Consider the following 15914-nt stretch of genomic DNA (forward strand, 5'->3'; position numbering starts at 1 on the left):
CGTTTCGGACCGAAGTCCTCAGCGTTTGCACCGTGACCGACTCGAATGACCGCAGTGGCGGACGCCTCAGCTATGCGGCGTTCTCGTGATGGTGATGAAATCCGTTCCTTCGCCGGTTTCCAGCCCTGAATCGGTGTCGGTGATCGAAAGCGACGAGCCGTTCACGAGAAGGCCCGCTATGCGCTCGCGCACTTCCTCGGGCACTGTGATACGCCCCACCGTGCGCTCGACTGCGTCGAATGGCGGCAGGTCGGTCTCGGCCGTGATGCCGAGCCGTTTCTTCGTGGCCTTCGGAAGGTGGTTTTCAAGGGAGATGCCGAACCATTTGCCCTGTCTGCTCTTGGGGTCCAGGTCCTGGAACTGCAACAAATGCGTTCCAAGCGCCTTCGCGGGTTCTGCAATGGTTACGTCTGCCTCGAACAGCGGCTGAAATTGCCGGCGCACGCGTAGGATGCCGTTCGGCGGCATGCCGCGGCCGGCCTTGCGAAAGGCCGCTTCGATCAGCCCCTGCGTCATCTTGCCGTCCGCCGGCAATCCTTCAGCCTTTTGGAACGCCTGGATTGCGGCAAGCGTGGCGGGGCCGATGAAGCCGTCCGGCGGGCCGGCATCGTAGCCGAGCATGTTCAGAAGCGTCTGGAGATCACGTACGGTCTCTTGCACGCCGCGCCGGGTGATCAGGATACGAATCGGCGCCTTCTGCTGGTCGGATGCGACGGGCGAGGGATGTTTGTCCGTCATGGCAACTTCGACGGCGTTCTCGTTGAACTCGCCGATCGCGGGGCGCAGTGGCACGTCCGACAAGGCCGGCCCGCGCGGGCGCGACTGGTTCGGCTGGAACAGCGTGGCGCTCGACACCGCGACCGGTGTGGTCTGGCTATCCGATATGACCACATGCATGCCGTAGCCGGTCATCTTGTAGAGCGCTGCGGCGAACTTGCTCGGCAGTCGCACGCAGCCATGCGAGGCCGGGTAGTCCGGCACGTGGTTCGAGCCGTGCAGCGCGATGCCGGACCAGGTGAGCCGCTGCATGAACGGCATAGGTGCATTCGAATAGATGTTGGATCTGTGATGGCGGCGCTTCTCCAGGATCGAGAAGATGCCCGTCGGCGTCGGGTGGCCGGGCTTGCCGGTGGAGACTTTTGACGTGGCGACGACTGTGTCGCCGTCGTAGACGACGAGGGACTGCTGCTCTATCGAGACGACGATCTGCAGTGGAGCCTTGCTGCCGGCCGCAAGCGCGGACGGCGACGACATTGCAAGAGCCGCAAACGCGATCCTGAGAGTGAAACGCAATACTTACCCTCGTTCGAACAGTGAAGCGCTGCGCCTGTAGGCGGCGCATAGGCTCGCGCTTTCGCTCCGGCGCATGCGCCCGGGCTGTCGGACGAGGCTATCGTTCAATATTTAAGAAATTGCACCACATGCGGGAGCGGAGCCTGACGGGGCAGGGGGGCACCAATTATTGATCGCGTCGCCGGCGGCCGAAGGTATAGCCCGTCTCGACGCTCGCTCTCCCGAATTTGTCCCGCAGCTTGTTGATCGCCTCTTCCGCGGCGGCGCGCCTCGTTGCCAGCGGATCGACCAGATCCGGCGGATCGGCAAGAGTCGGATCGGAGAGGTCGCTGACGCCGATGCCGATAAGCCGGTATTTCGTCCCGTCTGCCTCCTTTTCGAGGAGCTGCAGACCAGTGCGGAAGATGCGATCGGCAAGGCACGTCGGGCTATCGAGCCGGCGATTGCGCGTGCGGAGTTTGAAATCCGCGGTCTTGAGCTTGAGCACGACCGTCTGCCCGGCAAGGGCGGACTTGCGCAGCCGAAACGCCACCTGTTCGCTCAATCGCCTGAGATGTGGCACGAGTTCCTCGAGGCGCGACAAGTCGTCGTTGAAGGTCGTCTCGGAGGAGACGCTCTTAGCCTCCCCGTCGGTTTCGACGGTCCGCTCGTCCAGGCCTCGCGAAAGCCGATAGAGCCTCTGGCCCATTGTTCCGTAGCGGCGCATGAGGTCGGCCTCCTCCATCGTCTGCAATTGACCGATGGTGCGGATGCCGTCCCTTTCGAGCGTCTGAGCGAAGGCCTTGCCGACGCCCCAGATCAGCGTGACGGGGCGGTCTCTTAGGAAATCCACCGCCTCGGCCTGGCCGATCACGGAAAAGCCCCGTGGCTTTTGCAGGTCGGAGGCGACCTTGGCGAGGAATTTGCAATAGGAAAGCCCGACGGAAACGGTGATGCCGATCTCGTTCTCCACGCGCTTGGCGAACCGGGCCAACGTTCGGGCGGGCGGGTCGTTGTGAAGCCGCTCGGTGCCGCTCAGGTCGAGAAAGGCCTCGTCTATGGAGAGTGGTTGCACGAGCGGCGTCAGCTCCAGCATCATGGCCCGGACCTCGCGCCCGACACCGACGTATTTCTCCATGTCCGGCTTGATCACGACCGCCTCCGGGCAGGCCTCGAGGGCCTTGAACATCGGCATTGCGGAGCGCACGCCGCGGATGCGGGCGACGTAGCAGGCGGTTGAGACGACGCCCCGTTTGCCGCCGCCGATGATCACCGGCTTGTCGGCGAGCTCCGGATTGTCACGCTTCTCGATCGAGGCGTAAAAGGCATCGCAATCGATATGTGCCAAGGTCAACTGATAGAGTTCGGAATGGTTGAGCAGTCGCGGGCTGCCGCAGGCCAGGCACCGTCGCGCCGGGGCGGTCTGTTCCTTCAGGCAATCGCGGCAGAAGCCGGGGATCGATCGAGCGCTCTCGGACATGTTGGGAACAAATGTTGAACGCGGCGACTTTACGCTCTACGCTGTTGAGTCTCAAGGCGGCGGTCGGAGGCTCCTTTGGATATCGCCCTGCAATTTGCGCCGGTGACTAGGAATCGCTGGCGGGATTTCGAGACCCTCTTCGGTCCGAAGGGGGCATTCTGCGGCTGCTGGTGCGTCGCCTTGCGGCTGCCTTACGCGATCCGCGGCAAGATGACGACTGAGGAGCGAAAGGATTTCATGCGCGCGCGGATCGCGGCCGGGCCGCCGCCTGGCATTCTCGGTTATTCGGAGGGAAAGCCGGTCGCCTGGGTTCAGGTCGGTCCGCGTCATGATGTGCCGCAGTTCAATTCGCCGCGCACGTGTTCCCGGCCGCTCGAAGAGCGTGAGGCGGAGGACGCAGGTGTCTGGGCGGTGAGTTGCTTCTTCCTTTCGTCGCCGCTGCGCGGCAAGGGATTGAGCCACCGCATGCTTGCGGCCGCGATCGATCATGCGCGAATGGGAGGTGCCCGCTACCTCGATGCGTGCCCGATCGACCACACCAAACAGCCGAAATCAGTGACCCTCTATATCGGCTCGACCGCCATCTTCGAGGCCGCCGGCTTCGAGACCGTCGCCCGGCGCAAGGACGGCCGGCCTCTGATGCGTCTGCACTTGAGGCAATGAGCAATGCTTGTCCGAAATGCCATCCACCCACACCAAGGCGCCGACGGGCTGCTGGCGCCTTCATGGAGACAGCCACGATCAACCGTCGTCGTGGTCTCGCGGACCGGAAAAGACGTGGTGGGCGCGGACGACGTCTTCTGGAGAGACCCCGGTTGCGGTGCAGAAGGCCATCAGGGTCGGCTCGTGATCCATCAGGAACGCGACGAGTCCGCCCATGAAGCCTGGATCGCCCGCCGCGCTGCGCAGCGAGGCCACATCCGTGCCGGTCAACGCCAGGAAGCGCGACAGCAGTTCCGGCTCGCCCGCGAGCCAGGTGAGGATGGCGATCGCCGTATCGTCAGCACTCTTCATGATGTCGGGCCTCTTCTCATTTGGCGGCCGGAATTACCTATTTTTCAACCAAATAGCGCTAGCCTGCCAATCGATGAAATGCGTCGAGTCGTCGGTTGTGCAACTTATATGTCTTAGGTGGACTTGCAAGGCGGCGGCAGACAACAAGGGATCGACATGCCCAAACAGGTGATGATTGTTGAGGACAACGAGCTGAACATGAAGCTCTTCCGCGACCTGATCGAGGCCTCAGGCTATGCTACGATCCAGACGCGCAACGGCATGGAGGCGCTGGAGCTTGCGCGCAAGCACCGGCCCGACCTGATCCTGATGGACATCCAACTGCCGGAGGTGTCCGGCCTGGAAGTCACGAAATGGCTCAAGGAGGACGACGAGTTGCACGTCATTCCCGTTATTGCCGTGACCGCTTTTGCGATGAAGGGCGACGAGGAGCGCATCCGCCAGGGCGGATGCGAGGCCTATGTTTCCAAACCGATTTCCGTTCCAAAATTCATTGAGACGATCAAGACCTATCTGGGCGATGCCTGAATGCCGGGAATATTGATATGACTGCGCGTATCCTCGTCGTCGACGATGTACCAGCCAATGTGAAGCTGCTGGAAGCGCGGCTGATGGCCGAATATTTCGACGTTCTGACCGCCGGGGACGGGCATTCCGCATTGGCGATCTGCGAGAAGACGCCGATCGATCTGATCCTGCTCGATATCATGATGCCGGGCATGGATGGCTTCGAAGTCTGCGAGAGGCTGAAGGCGAACAGCCGCACGTCGCATATTCCGGTCGTCATGGTGACGGCCCTCGATCAGCCTTCGGATCGCGTGCGGGGACTAAAGGCTGGAGCGGACGACTTCCTGACGAAGCCCGTCAACGATCTGCAACTGATGTCGCGGGTGAAAAGTCTCGTACGGCTGAAGAACGTCAGCGACGAGTTGCGCCTGAGGGCGCAGACCGCCCATACGATTGGCCTGCAGGAACTCGCGCGGCTCGACCGCCCGGATGAGCCCGGCAATATCCTGCTCGTCGATGGCCGCGCCTCCTCGCAAGAGCGGCTCGTGCGCGCTCTGAGCCCGATTGCCGAGGTCTCCGTCATCTCGGATCCGCAGGCTGCTCTCTTCGAGGCCGCCGAGAGCAGTTTCGATCTCGTGATCGTCAATGCGAACTTCGACGATTACGACCCGCTGCGTCTGTGCTCGCAGCTGCGCTCGCTCGAGCGAACGCGCTTCATCCCTCTCCTGCTGGTCACGGAGCAGGGTCACGACGAAATGATTGTCCGCGCACTAGAGCTCGGCGTGACGGACTATATCATGCGTCCCGTCGATCCAAACGAACTGGTCGCTCGCTCTCTCACACAGATCCGGCGCAAACTCTGCAACGATCGTCTGCGCGCGAGCGTGCAGCAGACGATCGAATTGGCGATCACGGACGATCTCACCGGATTGCACAACAGACGCTATCTCGACGGCCACCTCAAACTGCTAATGGACCGGGCGGGCGCGCGCGGTCGACCGCTGTCGATTTGCATTACCGATATCGATCGCTTCAAGCGTGTGAACGACACCTATGGCCACGATGCGGGCGACGAGGTGCTGCGCGAATTTGCCAATCGTGTTCGCGCAACCGTTCGGGGAGCGGATCTTGCCTGCCGTTTCGGCGGGGAGGAGTTCGTGATCGTCATGCCCGACACGACGCCAGAGATGGCGGCGATCGTCGCGGAACGTCTTCGACTAATGGTTGAGAGTCGCGGATTCGAGATTCCGCGTGCAGATACGGTCCTGAGCGTCACGGCATCGCTTGGAACCGCGAGCCTGAGGCCTGAAGGGGACACGGCCGAGGCTCTCCTGAAAAGGGCCGATATGGCTCTTTATCAGGCGAAGAACGGTGGTCGCAACCGGGTCGTTGCCGCGGCCGCCTGACCACTTCGAATGCAATTCTTCGGCGATCGCGAAGGGCCTGTTCTCCCCTCTTGCCAAGGTTCTCTTAGGTTGTATTCTCTGCCGCGTCGCTGTGCTGGGGCAACGCACTTCCATGGGCGACGGGTTCGGGGGCTGTCCGAATCTGAGACAGAATTAACCAAACGCCGAGCAACCTGCTTCGGCGTTTAAGAATTCGTTGATTTTTTTTCATTTTCAGGCAATGCTGATAAGCGAGGAAGTAGGACTTCCATAGCTATCGGTTACCCCATGATGCTCAGGTCCGCCGCATCTCCTGGGTCGTGGGGTCGGTCGGCTGGCTTCCGATTTGCGGATTCCTCGTGCCGCAACCGGGACCAGCCGACCCCCTTTCGCAAACGCCGCTTCGAAAGAAGCGGCGTTTCGTTTTTCTACTGCTGCACAGTGTTGCGCAACATATGTGGGCGCAGCCGAAAAGAAAAAGCGCCGACCTTGACGGCGGCGCTCCTCGATCAACAGGAAATGGCGATCTTACTTGATCTTCGTTTCCTTGAATTCGACGTGCTTCTTGACGATCGGATCGTACTTCGTCTTCGTCATCTTTTCCGTCATCGTGCGGCTGTTCTTGGTCGTGACGTAGAAGAAACCCGTGTCGGCCGTCGACAGCAGCTTGATCTTGATGGTGGTAGCTTTCGCCATGGTCGTCCTGCCTTTATGAAAAAATGAAAGCCGTGGACAACCGGTTGCGGGCCACGGTCAAGGTTGGCGCGAAACTACAAATCGCGACCGAAAAGTCAAGGCCGTTTTGGATTCAAAACGATGCGGACGAGCGTAAGCACAACATAAAGACCGAAGAAGCCCGCGATCGCCCAGGCAAAACCGTTATTGCCCGTGACGTCCATCGCCGCGCCGACCGCCTGTGGCCCTGCTACGGTGCCGACAGCGTAAGAGAAGACGAAAGCGGCATTGGCGGCCGCTAGATCCGCGCCTTGAAGGCGGGAACCGAGATGGCTGAGGCCGACCGTATAGAGCCCTGACACGCATCCGCCCCAGAACAGGAGCACAAGCGCCATCAGGAACCAGCTTTCGACCAGCATTGGCAAAAACAGGGCGCCCACGAAGCCGATCAAGGTGAGCGCCGACAACACCGTTCGGCGATCCTTGACGCGGTCCGAGAGCATGCCGAGTGGAATCTGGAAGATGAAATTGCCGATGCCCATGACGGTCAGGAGCAGGGCGGCCTGCGATTCGGTGAAGCCTGCGCGCGTCCCGAAGATCGGAAACAGAGATAGGCCGCCTGATTCGACCGCGCCAAAGATAAAGACCGCTGCTGTTGCCGTCGGCACCAGGAAGACATAGCGCATGAAATGGCGTTCCGGCTTCTCATCGAGCACCGGGCTTTCGTCGCGTGCCAGAAAGATCGGAATCGCGGAAAGCAGGATCACGCCGGCGCCGACGGCGAAGGGCAGGAGCCCTTCGCTGCCGAGGATGGAGAAGAGCAGGGGGCCGCTCGCGAAGCCGAGCGACAGCACGGTGCCGTAGATGCCGAGCACGAAGCCGCGCCGATTGGGCGGGGCGGTCGCATTGATCCAGAATTCCGAGAGAATGAAGAGAACGGTGATCGCACCGTGAAAGATGATGCGTAAGGGGAACCAGAGCCAGAAATTGGTGATGTAGTAGAAGCCGAGCGCGCTCGCCGCCGCGAACACTATGGCGAGAAGCATGGTTGGCGCGACGCCATGACGATGCGCAAACTTGGTCGTGAACGGGGCGGCCGCCATGGAGGCAAGGCCGGCCATCGCGGAATTGAGCCCGATCAGCGTCGGGGCGACACCGCGCTTCTCCATGATGATGCTGAGGAGAGGCAGCCCCAGGCCGATCGCAATGCCGACCGCAGTGATCGAAGCAACCGCCGCGATCAGCGACGGCCAGTGGATTTCGTCAACCGGTGCAGGCGTACCGGGCGGCGGCTTCGACATGCGACAACAATCCTCAGAAAAGCGTACGAACGGGGCGCCCGTGGCGCGTGAAGTAGAACGGTACAGCCCTTTCAGGCGCGAGGGAGGGGTCCGATTCGAGCCCGCTTCTCAGATCCGAAAGGATGATGGCGGTGATCTCCGGTACATGGATGGAGGAATGGTCGCTGACATCGATCCACTGCAAATCCTGAAGCTCCCGGCTTTCCAGAACACGCGAGGGATCGATATCGGCCTCGTCCGCGAAAACAGCGAAGAACCGGGTGTCGAACCGCCTCGGGTGTCCCGGAGGAGTAATAGCCCGAGCCATATAGCGCAAGTTCGAAAGATCGGGAAGGAAGGGAAGGGATGCGCTCTTCTGGCCGTGTGCCTTGCCAAGGCTGACACCCGCCTCCTCGTAGAGTTCCCTGACGGCCGCCAATGCGAGTGCCCGAGCGCGACTGTCGGTAATCGGCCGCCCGTGCCTTGCCTTGAGCGCTTGCAGCACCGCAGGGTGAAGATCGCCCGCAAATCCCAGACGGTGATCGTCGGGATCGCGGCGACCGCCTGGAAAAACATAGAGATCCGGCATGAAGGCATGGGCGCTGTGCCGTCTGCCCATCAACACGCGGACGCCTTTGCCCGATCGGTCGAGAAGCATGATGGAGGCCGCGTCGCGCGGTCTCACCCACGGGTGTTTTCGTGTTTCGGTCTGCTGCACGGAGTCGTCGCCGCGGCGCTCCGGTGTCATGCGGAAGCATCCCGCGGCGGCAGGGTGTCCTCGGGCCGATCCTCATGGCCACCGAAGCCGTGCATTTTCAGCGCCCACTGCAGCCCGATGACGGCGCCTTTGACCGGCTGCATAAGGGCGACGGCACTGGCAAGTGTCACCGGCGCCCAGATCGCTAGGTGCTGCCACGTCGAAAGCGGCAGCACGAGATCGGTCATCATATAACCGCCAAGCACGACGTGTCCGACAATGGTGACGACAATGTAGGGCGGGAAGTCGTCGGCGCGATGATGATCCATGCGTTCGCCGCAGGCATCGCAAGCGTCCACCGATTTGAGGAAGGCGCGAAACAGGCGGCCGCGGCCGCAGGCCGGGCAGATCCCGAGAAGGCCGCGCTTGATCGAGCGACCGACCGGCCGTTCTTCGCTCTTCGCTCCACCAAGCCGGAGGTTCTCCATCGCCGTTGCCTTCATGTCCAAAATCCTTCGTATCGGCCGTCCAGCGCGTCCGGCTATCACCGCCGCCCGCGCGGCGCTCGCGTTCCTGGCCGCTTGCGGTCGTTCGATCGCTGGCGCCGACCGGCCTTGTGGAAGGAGCGCATCGCCGTCGGCATCTTTCGCCCCTCGCTCAACATCTCGAAGCGGAGCGCGCCCGCAAGCGGCACGGCCTCTGCCAGCTTGACCCGAACCGGGTCGCCGAGACGATAACCCAGACCGGATTTCTCCCCGGAGAGGGCCTGATGCGCTTCGTCATAGATGAAATAGTCGCGCCCGAGCGTAGATATAGGGATGAAGCCGTCCGCGCCATAGGAGGGAAGAGTGACAAAAAGTCCCGCCTTGGTGACCCCTGAAACGCGCCCGTCGAATTCTTCTCCGACGCGGCCGTTCAGATGGTGGGCGATCAACCGGTCAACGGTGTCGCGTTCGGCAGCCATCGCGCGTCGTTCGAAGGTGGAGATTTCCGCAGCGATATCATCAAGCGCTCCTTCCTCGTGCGGCGTGATGCCACCTTCGCCGAGGCCAAGCGAAGCAACGAGCGCCCGGTGCACGATCAGGTCCGCATAGCGCCGGATCGGGGAGGTGAAGTGGGCGTAGCGCATCAGGTTGAGGCCGAAATGGCCGATGTTTTCCGGGCTGTAGATCGCCTGGCTTTGCGACCGCAGCACCATTTCATTGACCATCGTCTCGTAGGGCTTGCCATCCGCCTTTGCGAGAATGCCGTTGAAGTTGTTTGCGCGCATGTTGCCGCCCTTGGCAAGCGAGATGTCGAGCGTGGCCAGGAATTCGCGCAGGCTTTCCTGCTTCGCGAGGGAGGGTTGATCATGGACGCGGTAGATCAGCGCCTGACGTTTCTGCTCCAGCGTCTCGGCCGCCGCGACATTGGCCTGGATCATCATTTCCTCGATCAGCTTATGGGCATCGAGGCGCTCCGGCACGAAGACGCGGTCGACGGTGCCATCCGGCTTGAGGATGATCTTACGCTCCGGCACGTCGAGCTCGAGCGGCTGGCGCCGCTCCCGTCCACGCGTGAGGATGCGATAGGCCTCCCATAGCGGCTTCAGAATCGGCTCCAAAATGGGGCCGGTCTTTTCATCCGGAGTTCCGTCGATCGCGGCCTGGGCCTGCTGGTAGGAGAGCTTGGCGGCGCTTCGCATCATGATGCGATGAAAAGTATGGGCAGCCTTGCGGCCCTCCCTGGAGAAGCGCATCCGCACGGCGAGCGCCGGACGGTCGACGCCCTCCTTCAGCGAGCAGAGGTCGTTGGAAATGCGCTCGGGTAGCATCGGCACGACGCGATCCGGGAAGTAGACGGAGTTGCCGCGTTTCAGCGCTTCAAGGTCGAGCGCCGACTTCGGCTTGACGTACCAGGAGACGTCGGCGATCGCGACCGTGACGATGACGCCGCCGGGATTGTCGGGCGACGGGTCCGGCTCGGCGTAGACGGCGTCGTCGTGATCCTTGGCGTCGGCCGGATCGATCGTGATCAGCGGCAGCGAGCGCCAGTCCTCGCGATGCGCCATCGTCGCCGGCTGCGCCGCTTCGGCCTCCTTCAGCACGCGCTCCGGAAAGACGTGCGGAATGCCGTGCGCGTGGATCGCGATCATCGAGATCGCCTTTTCGGAGGCGACCGAGCCGATGACGGTTTGCACCTGGGCTCGTGGCAGGCCGTAACGGCCGACCCGTGCGAGATGCACCTCGATGAGATCGCCGTCTTTCGCCTCGCCGGTGAACTCCGGATCGACGAGGACCTCCTCGCCACGCTTGTCGATAGGCATCAGCCGGCCGCCACCGCTGGGGGTGGCGCGAAAGACCCCGAGCACGGCGTCCTTGCGCTTGTCGAGAACTTTGATGATGCGCGCCGTGTAGGCGGGGCCGCCACGATCTTTCGATGGAAATATCTTCGCGAGCACCCGGTCGCCGAGGCCGCCGACCGGTGCCTTGCCTTTTGTCTTGGCGACGCTCGACTGACGGATCAGCACTGCCGGCGCAACGCCGTCGTCGTCCAGCCATTCCGCCGGCCGTCCGATGAGGTCACCGTCGATGTCGCGGATGGTGATGTCGAGAACGGTAACGGGCGGAAGGCCACCGGGACGGACGAGCGACTTGCGCTTCTTCTCGACCATTCCCTCTTCTTCAAGCGAACGCAGCAGAGCCTTGAGTTCCACGCGCGCCTCGCCCTTCAGACCGAAGGCTTTGGCGATCTCGCGCTTCGAAGCCTGCTGGGGGTTTTCGGCGATGAAGCGCATCAGCACATCACGGGGTGGAACGACGCCCTGAACGATCGCCTCCTTCTCGGCGGCGGCTCCCCCCTTGCCCCCGCGGACGCTCTTCTTGCCTGCACCCTTCCCGGGTGTTTCGGTCGGATCGCGCGGGATTCTGGTCAATGTCAGCCCTTCTTGGCCTTCGCGGCCGTTTTCGTCTTCGGAGCCGCTTTCGGCTTGTCGGACTTTGCAGTCCCGGCCGACCTGGCCTTGCCGGCTTTCGTCGAAACCGCCTTTACCTTGCTTCCCTTGGCCTTTGTCGCGCCGCCCTTCGCTGCGCGCTCGGCGATAAGCGCAAGCGCCTCCTCGACCGTGATGGATTGCGGGTTCTTGCCCTTGGGCAGCGTGGCATTGACCCTGCCCCAATTGACATAGGGGCCGAAACGGCCGTCGCGAACAGTAATCGCGCCGCCCTCAGGATGTTCCCCGAGTTCCTTCAGGGATGCGGCAGCGGTGCGCCCGCGTGCGCCGCTTGCGCCCTTGGACTGCTTGTCCGCTAGCACCGAAATTGCGCGGTTGAGCCCGATCGAGAAGACGTCCTCGACCGAATCGAGATTGGCGTAGGTGCCGTCATGCAGCACGAACGGCCCATAGCGCCCGATGCCGGTGGAGATCATCTTGCCCGTTTCCGGGTGCTTGCCGATGTCGCGCGGCAGCGAGAGAAGGGCGACGGCCTTCTCGTGATCGATCGTCGCCGGTGTCCAGCCCTTCGGCAGGCTGGCGCGCTTCGCGTCCTTGCCGTCGCCGCGCTGGACGTAGGGGCCGAAGCGGCCGCTGCGCAGGGTGATTTCCTCGCCGGTATGCGGATCCTTGCCGAGACTCTGCGGCTCATTGGATACGGCCGCCTCCGCCTCGCCATTGGTCTCTGACGAAAGCTGGCGGGTGTAGTTGCACTCCGGATAGTTGGAGCAGCCGACGAAAGCCCCGTATTTGCCGAGCTTCAGCGAGAGCTTGCCGGTACCGCAGACCTGGCAGGTACGCGGGTCGCCGCCATCCTCCCGTTTCGGGAAGACGAGCGGGGCCAGTTCTTCATTCAGCGCATCGAGCACATTGGTGACGCGCAGTTCCTTCGTGTCCTCGATCTGGGAGAAGAAGTCCTTCCAGAACTCCCGCAGCACGTCCTTCCAATTGAGTTCGCCGGCGGAAATCTGGTCGAGCTTCTCCTCGAGCGATGCGGTGAAACCGTACTCGACATAGCGGGTGAAGAAGCTCTCGAGGAACGCCGTAACCAGTCGGCCTTTGGCCTGCGGCACCAGCTTGCGCTTGTCGATCGCTACATAATCGCGATCGATGAGCGTGCTGACCGTCGCCGCATAGGTCGAGGGCCGGCCGATGCCGAGTTCTTCCATCTTCTTGATGAGCGTCGCTTCCGAATAGCGCGGCGGCGGTTCGGTGAAGTGTTGGGTGGCGTTGATCTTCTGCTTCGCGAGATTTTCGCGCGCATTGATCTCCGGCAGGCGGCCGCCGTCGTCGTCATCCGCCTGCTCGCCGTCTTCCTTTGCGTCGGTGTAGGCGGCGATGAAGCCGTCGAAACGGATGACCGAGCCGGTCGCCCGGAGCCCCGCCTTCTTACCGCCATTATCGGCGGTGATCTCGGCGGTCGTCCGCTCGATCTCGGCGGACGCCATCTGGCTGGCGATGCCGCGCTTCCAGACGAGGTCGTAGAGCTTCAGCATGTCGCCGTCGAGGAAGCGGCGGACCTGGTCGGGCGTGCGGTTGAAATCCGTCGGGCGAATCGCTTCGTGCGCTTCCTGGGCGTTCTTCGCCTTGGTGGAATAGAAGCGCGGCTTTTCCGGCAGGTAGCGCTCGCCGAACTGGCTGCCGATCGCGCGACGCGCGGCGTCGATCGCTTCCGGCGCCATCTGCACGCCGTCGGTACGCATATAGGTTATGAGACCGACGGTTTCGCCGCCGACGTCGACGCCTTCATAGAGCTTTTGCGCCACCTGCATGGTGCGGGTCGCCGAAAAGCCGAGCTTGGAGGAGGCGGCCTGCTGCAGCGTCGAGGTGGTGAAGGGCGGGGAGGGATTCCGCTTGACCGGCTTTGCCTCGACGCTCTCGACTATGTAGCTCGCGCCGTCGAGCAGGGCCTTCAGCCGGTTGGCGTCCTCTGCATTGCCGATCGCTTTCGGCTGCAGCCGCTTGCCGTCGGCCGAAACGAGCCGCGCTTCGAACTCGTCGCCGCGCGGCGTCTTCAGGAGTGCCGAGATATTCCAGTATTCCTCGGAGACGAACCGCTCGATTTCCGCCTCGCGATCGCAGACGAGGCGCAGTGCCACCGATTGCACGCGGCCGGCCGAGCGTGCGCCCGGCAGCTTGCGCCAGAGAACGGGCGACAGGTTAAAGCCGACGAGATAGTCGAGCGCACGGCGGGCGAGATAGGCGTCCACCAGCGAGGCGTCGATGTCGCGCGGCTCCGCCATGGCGTCGAGCACTGCCTTCTTGGTGATCGCGTTGAAGACGACGCGCTTGACCGGCTTGTCGCCGATGACCTTCTTCTTCTTGAGGAGGTCCAGCACGTGCCAGGAGATTGCCTCACCTTCGCGATCCGGGTCGGTCGCGAGGATCAATCCGTCGGACGATTTCACCGCGTCGGCGATGTCCTTCATCCGTTTTGCTGAGGCGCCATCGACTTCCCAAGACATTTCGAAGTCTTCGTCGGGGCGAACCGACCCGTCCTTGGCAGGCAGATCCCGCACGTGGCCGAACGAAGCAAGCACCTTGTAGCCGGGGCCGAGATACTTGTTGATCGTCTTGGCCTTGGAAGGCGATTCCACCACTACAACATTCATCGTCATACTCTGAGACAATCTGTTCCGGCAAAGCGCAAGTCCTGCGTGCCCATTATCGACGCACGACATGGACAGGGATTCGGGCGCGGTCAAGGGGTTTCATCGAAAATAGCAATATCGCGATCGCGCGCAACCACACGGCAACATTCGAGTTGCCTCAACCGTTGGTCGTTTCTCCGGCGGTCTGCGAGGGATCGACGATGCCGGCAGCACACCTCAATCCACCGGGACGAGGGATACGAGATTGCCCCCGTGGCGGCCGAGCTGACCGGCGAGGTCCAGTTCGAGAAGTACGAGATGGACGGCTGACGCGGAAAGCCCGGTGTGGCGGATGACATCGTCTATGTCGACCGGCGTGGGCCCGAGCGCTTCGACGATCAACGAGCGATCGCTGTCGTCAGGCGCCCTTGGCGTCGGCTGCGTAGTCTCGACCGCCGGCTCCTTGACGTCCAAATTGCTGTTCGAACGCGTGAAGAGGTCATCCGGGCTGAGAGGCGCCAATGCCTCGACGACATCCGCCGGAGAGGTCGTGACGATCGCGCCCTGTTTCAAGAGGTCGTTCGTGCCATGGCAGCGCGGGTCGAGCGGCGAGCCGGGAACGGCGAAGACCAACCGGCCGAAATCGGCGGCGTAGCGGGAGGTGATCAGCGACCCCGAGCGGTTGGCCGCCTCGACGACGGCAACACCCAGGCTGACCCCGGCGATGAGCCGGTTTCGCCGAGGAAAATCGCGTGCACGCGGCTCCCAGCCGAACGGCATCTCGCTGATGGCCAGTCCTTCGCCGGAGACGATCTCCTGCAACAATCCGACATTCTCCGGCGGATAGGGCCTGTCGAGGCCGCCCGCCAGCGCCGCGATCGTACCGGTGTGAAGGCTCGCCCGATGGGCCGCGGTGTCGATGCCGCGGGCAAGGCCGGAGGTGATGACATAGCCGGCAGCACCCGCGTCGCGGGCGATCATGGCGGCGAATTTCGCGCCGCTCACCGAGGCGTTTCTGGAGCCGACGACGCCGAGGGAGGGGCGGGCGGCGATCTTAAGGTTGCCCTTCATGGCGAGAAGCGGAGGAGCGCCGTCGATTTCTCTCAGCGCCGGCGGATAGTCGGGCTCGCCGATGCCGACGAAGACGGCCCCAAACCGGTGCGCCATTTCGAGCTCGCGCGCGGCATCGTCTGCCGTCGCGACGCGAACCAAGCGATCCGATCCGCCGCGCCGAGAAAGCTCGGGCAGGGCCTCGAGCGCGGCCTCTGCCGTGCCGAAATGATTGATGAGGTCCCGGAAGGTCGCCGGCCCGACATTGTCGCTGCGGATCAGCCGCAGCCAGGCGATTTTCTGCCGTTCCGTCAGCGCAATCCCGCTTCGTCGCACGCTGCCGTTCAGCATTAACCCTTTTCTCCGATCCGGCTTTCCGTGCCGTTCAAGAGCCGTTGGATATTGGCGCGGTGCTTGATCCAGGTGATGACCGTCATGATGGCAAAGGCTATGGCCACTTTTCCGTATCCCGCCGCATAAAGCGCAATCGGGACGACAGCGGTCGCAACAAGAGCCGACAGCGAGGAGTAGCGCGTGATTCGCGCCAAGGCGAGCCAGATCGCGGCGAAGACCAGTACCATGACGGGCGCGAGCCCGAGCAACACGCCGATATAGGTCGCGACGCCCTTTCCGCCTTTGAAGGAAAGCCAGACCGGATAGAGATGCCCGAGAAAGGCGGCAAGCCCTGCGGCGATGCCGGCTTCAACACCCCAGCGGGAGGCGATGGCGGCCGCCGCCGTGCCCTTGAGGGCGTCGAGCAGCAGTGTGGCGGCGGCGAGCTTCTTGTTGCCCGTTCTGAGCACATTCGTCGCGCCGATATTGCCCGAGCCGATCTTGCGGACATCGCCGAGGCCCGCCATGCGGGTAAGGACGAGACCGAACGGAATGGAGCCCAGGAGGTAGCCGAATGCAAGGCTGAGAAGTGTTGTCGGCAGCCCCAACTGCCAGGAAAACATGTCCACCGGTTCTTCCCCCCGCCCAAACGCTTTCCG

Annotated in this window: 14 protein-coding genes; 3 read left to right on the forward strand and 11 right to left on the reverse strand. The window is 62.8% G+C overall.

The genetic code is table 11. The features are described from left to right. Nucleotides 1-66 precede the first annotated feature (66 nt). On the reverse strand, nucleotides 67-1293 hold the full coding sequence (locus tag M728_RS05120; protein WP_026619330.1) for a L,D-transpeptidase family protein: 1227 nt from the start codon (nucleotides 1291-1293) through the stop codon (nucleotides 67-69). 166 nt (nucleotides 1294-1459) lie between these two features. Continuing rightward, nucleotides 1460-2752, reverse strand: coding sequence for a DNA polymerase IV (locus M728_RS05125; RefSeq protein WP_026619331.1), 1293 nt, complete (start codon nucleotides 2750-2752; stop codon nucleotides 1460-1462). Nucleotides 2753-2827: 75 nt separating this feature from the next. On the opposite strand from M728_RS05125, the gene M728_RS05130 reads away from it, so the two are divergent. After that, complete coding sequence (locus tag M728_RS05130) at nucleotides 2828-3415, forward strand: GNAT family N-acetyltransferase (protein WP_026619332.1); 588 nt, start codon at nucleotides 2828-2830, stop codon at nucleotides 3413-3415. 78 nt (nucleotides 3416-3493) lie between these two features. On the opposite strand, the gene M728_RS05135 is transcribed toward M728_RS05130, so the two are convergent. Next, nucleotides 3494-3766, reverse strand: a complete 273-nt coding sequence (locus M728_RS05135; protein ID WP_026619333.1) for a DUF3572 domain-containing protein — start codon at nucleotides 3764-3766, stop codon at nucleotides 3494-3496. A gap of 156 nt (nucleotides 3767-3922) precedes the next feature. Between M728_RS05135 and M728_RS05140 the strand changes: the two genes are divergently transcribed. Continuing rightward, nucleotides 3923-4294 (forward strand): response regulator, encoded by a 372-nt coding sequence (locus M728_RS05140; RefSeq protein ID WP_003537642.1) that lies wholly within the window; start codon nucleotides 3923-3925, stop codon nucleotides 4292-4294. Nucleotides 4295-4311: 17 nt separating this feature from the next. Next, on the forward strand, nucleotides 4312-5679 hold the full coding sequence (locus tag M728_RS05145) for a PleD family two-component system response regulator (protein WP_026619334.1): 1368 nt from the start codon (nucleotides 4312-4314) through the stop codon (nucleotides 5677-5679). Nucleotides 5680-6186: 507 nt separating this feature from the next. Here M728_RS05145 and rpmG read toward each other — a convergent pair. The 8 genes from rpmG to plsY form a co-directional block, all read right to left on the reverse strand. Continuing rightward, nucleotides 6187-6354 (reverse strand): 50S ribosomal protein L33, encoded by a 168-nt coding sequence (gene rpmG / locus M728_RS05150; protein WP_026619335.1) that lies wholly within the window; start codon nucleotides 6352-6354, stop codon nucleotides 6187-6189. A gap of 95 nt (nucleotides 6355-6449) precedes the next feature. Further along, nucleotides 6450-7634, reverse strand: coding sequence for an MFS transporter (locus tag M728_RS05155; protein WP_026619336.1), 1185 nt, complete (start codon nucleotides 7632-7634; stop codon nucleotides 6450-6452). A gap of 13 nt (nucleotides 7635-7647) precedes the next feature. Further along, nucleotides 7648-8361 (reverse strand): NUDIX hydrolase, encoded by a 714-nt coding sequence (locus M728_RS05160; protein WP_026619337.1) that lies wholly within the window; start codon nucleotides 8359-8361, stop codon nucleotides 7648-7650. Beyond that, a complete protein-coding gene (locus M728_RS05165; RefSeq protein WP_026619338.1) occupies nucleotides 8358-8813 on the reverse strand; it encodes a DUF983 domain-containing protein in 456 nt (151 codons plus the stop codon). Before M728_RS05165 ends, M728_RS05160 begins: the two co-directional genes overlap by 4 nt. Nucleotides 8814-8854: 41 nt before the next feature. After that, nucleotides 8855-11224: a ribonuclease R gene (rnr, locus tag M728_RS05170; protein ID WP_026619339.1), complete on the reverse strand. Its 2370-nt coding sequence runs from the start codon at nucleotides 11222-11224 to the stop codon at nucleotides 8855-8857. A 2-nt stretch (nucleotides 11225-11226) separates the two neighbouring features. Beyond that, on the reverse strand, nucleotides 11227-13893 hold the full coding sequence (gene topA / locus M728_RS05175; protein WP_026619340.1) for a type I DNA topoisomerase: 2667 nt from the start codon (nucleotides 13891-13893) through the stop codon (nucleotides 11227-11229). A 216-nt stretch (nucleotides 13894-14109) separates the two neighbouring features. Further along, on the reverse strand, nucleotides 14110-15273 hold the full coding sequence (gene dprA / locus M728_RS05180) for a DNA-processing protein DprA (protein ID WP_026619341.1): 1164 nt from the start codon (nucleotides 15271-15273) through the stop codon (nucleotides 14110-14112). Continuing rightward, the gene (plsY, locus tag M728_RS05185) at nucleotides 15273-15884 is read right to left on the reverse strand and encodes a glycerol-3-phosphate 1-O-acyltransferase PlsY (protein ID WP_156943347.1); all 612 of its coding nucleotides are present in this window, start codon (nucleotides 15882-15884) and stop codon (nucleotides 15273-15275) included. The genes dprA and plsY overlap by 1 nt, the downstream gene beginning before the upstream one ends. Between the last annotated feature and the right edge of the window lie 30 nt (nucleotides 15885-15914).

The sequence above is a fragment of the Ensifer sp. WSM1721 genome (assembly GCF_000513895.2).
Classification (GTDB): domain Bacteria; phylum Pseudomonadota; class Alphaproteobacteria; order Rhizobiales; family Rhizobiaceae; genus Sinorhizobium.